Annotated in this window: 2 protein-coding genes; both read left to right on the forward strand. The window is 72.6% G+C overall.

The features are described 5' to 3' along the window. Nucleotides 1-939, forward strand: a 939-nt coding sequence (gene zapE, locus H5J30_RS26955; RefSeq protein ID WP_181789930.1) for a cell division protein ZapE, incomplete at its 5' end; no start/stop codon positions are given. Nucleotides 940-1,042: 103 nt separating this feature from the next. Next, entirely contained in the window at nt 1,043-2,410 is a 1,368-nt protein-coding gene (locus H5J30_RS26960) for an alkaline phosphatase PhoX (RefSeq protein ID WP_181789931.1), read from the forward strand. Nucleotides 2,411-2,494: the final 84 nt, after the last annotated feature.

Consider the following 2,494-nt stretch of genomic DNA (forward strand, 5'->3'; position numbering starts at 1 on the left):
CGGCCCCGGTGGCGGCGGGCGCCGAAGGAGCCGGCCGGGCCGCGCGGGGTGTACCTGGACGGCGGCTTCGGCGTCGGCAAGACGCACCTGCTGGCCTCGCTCTGGCACGCCACCGAGGCGGCGCCCGAGCGCAAGGGCTTCTGCACCTTCGTGGAGCTGACGAACCTGGTGGGCGCACTGGGATTCCAGCAGACGGTACGCACCCTCGGCAGCCACCGGCTGCTGTGCATCGACGAGTTCGAGCTCGACGACCCCGGCGACACGGTGCTGGTCTCCAGCCTCCTCGGCAAGCTCGTCGAGTCCGGCGTCGCGCTGGCCGCCACCTCCAACACCCTGCCGGACAGGCTGGGCGAGGGCCGCTTCGCCGCCGCCGACTTCCTGCGCGAGATACAGGGCCTGGCGGCCCGCTTCCGCCCCCTGCGCATCGACGGCGACGACTACCGCCACCGCGGTCTGCCCTCCCCCGCCGGCTACGCCCTCACTGGCGGGGGTACCCCCACCTCCGCCCCGCTGACCGACGCGGCCGTCGACCGCGCCGCCCGCACCGTCCCCGGCGCCACCCTCGACGCCTTCCCCGACCTCCTCGGCCACCTCGCGCGCGTGCACCCCAGCCGCTACGGCGCGCTGACCGACGGCGTACGGACCGTCTGCCTGACCGGCGTGCGGCCGGTGGCCGACGAGGCGACGGCGCTGCGGCTCGTGGTGCTCGCGGACCGGCTGTACGACCGCGAGATATCCGTGCTCGCCTCCGGCGTGCCGTTCGACCGGCTCTTCGGCGCGGACATGCTCGCCGGCGGGTACCGCAAGAAGTACTTTCGCGCGATATCCCGGCTCACTGCGCTGGCCCGCGACGCCCGCGGTGACGTGGACGAACGGGACACCCCGGGCGACTCCGCGGCGGACGGCGGCACCGGCGGACCACTGCCACCACAGGACTAGACCCTTCACACACCCGTCACCTGGTTCACTTTCAGTTCACCGGGTGGTACACACGGTCTGGTCACCGTTTTCCTGTCCGTCAGCAGGGAGTTGGTCTTTCCGCATGGCTGCAACACGACGTCAGGTTCTTGCTCGTACCGGCGCGCTGGGCGCCGGCATCGCCTTCACCGGAAGCGTCTCCGAGCTGTATGCCGGCACCGCCGAGGCACACGCCCCGCGGGGCGCCGGCTACGGCCCGCTCGTCCCCGACCCCAACGGCCTCCTGGACCTCCCGAAGGGCTTCGAGTACCGGGTGCTGTCCCGCGAGGGCGACCAGTTGCTCTCCGGCGAGGGCGCCGTACCCAGCAACCACGACGGCATGGCCGCCTTCCGCGCCCGCGCCGGCGGTGCTGATGTACGGCTCGTCCGCAACCACGAGAACCGCCCCACCGCGACCCACCGCGTCCCCGCCATCGACGGCCTGACGTACGACCCGATGGGCATGGGCGGTTGCACCGTGCTGGAGGTCGACCGGCACGGCAGGCTGGAGGGCGAGCGGGTCGGCATCGCCGGCACCGCGGTCAACTGCGCCGGCGGGCCCAGCCTCTGGGGCACCTGGCTGACCTGCGAGGAGACCGAGGACAAGGCCGGCACCAGCGGGTACACCAAGGACCACGGCTTCATCTTCGAGATCGACCCGGCCGATCCGCACAAGAGCGGCGCCGTCCCGCTCACCGCGATGGGCCGCTTCCAGCACGAGGCCGTCGCCTTCGACCCGTCCAACGGCGTCGTCTACGAGACGGAGGACGCCTTCGAGCACCCCTTCGGGCTGTTCTACCGCTTCCTGCCGGAGAAGCCCAAGGGCGGCCTCGGCTCCCTGCGGGCCGGCGGCGAGCTGCAGGCCATGCGGGTGCCGGACGTGCCCGACCTGTCGGTGGTCGAGGAGATCGGCACCACGTTCGACAACGTCGAGTGGATCGAGGTGCCCGACCCGCTGGCGGCCGAGACCCCGATCCGCCACCAGGACTTCGGGCGCGCCATGTCGCACGCGCAGAAGCTGGAGGGCTGCTACTGGGGCGGCAACTCGGTGTACTTCGTCTCCAGCTTCGCCCAGTCCTCCGAGGGCTCCGGCGCCGACCACTTCGGCCAGGTGTGGCGCTACACCCCGCGGACCAACGAGCTGAAGCTCGTCGTCCGCTTCGGCCCGGACCACGGCGTGGACACCCCCGGGGAGTCCCCGGACAACATCTGCCTGTCGCCCTCGGGCGGCCTGTTCCTCTGCGAGGACGGCGGCGGCGAGCAGCACGTGTACGGCGTCTCGCGGCGCGGCGAGGTCTTCGCGGTGGCGCGCAACCGGCAGAACACGGGCACCGCGGAGGACCCGGAGTACGGCGAGTTCGCCGGCGTCACGTTCTCGCCGAACGGCCGGACGATGTACGTGAACTGCTACGCGCCCGGCACCACGTTCGCCATCACCGGCCCCTGGCGGTAGCCCGCCGGGCCCGCAGGCACCGAACGGCACCGAACGGCAGGGCACGGCACGGCGCGCGGCGCCGGCCCGGCGGAGGATCCGGTT

Origin of the sequence: Streptomyces phytophilus, assembly GCF_013870535.1 — a bacterium.
Taxonomy (GTDB): Bacteria; Actinomycetota; Actinomycetes; order Streptomycetales; family Streptomycetaceae; genus Streptomyces; species Streptomyces phytophilus.

Coding starts and splice junctions, on each gene's coding strand:
- H5J30_RS26960 (WP_181789931.1), top strand. CDS start 1,043: ATGGCTGCAACACGACGTCAGGTTCTTGCTCGTACCGGCGCGCTGGGC.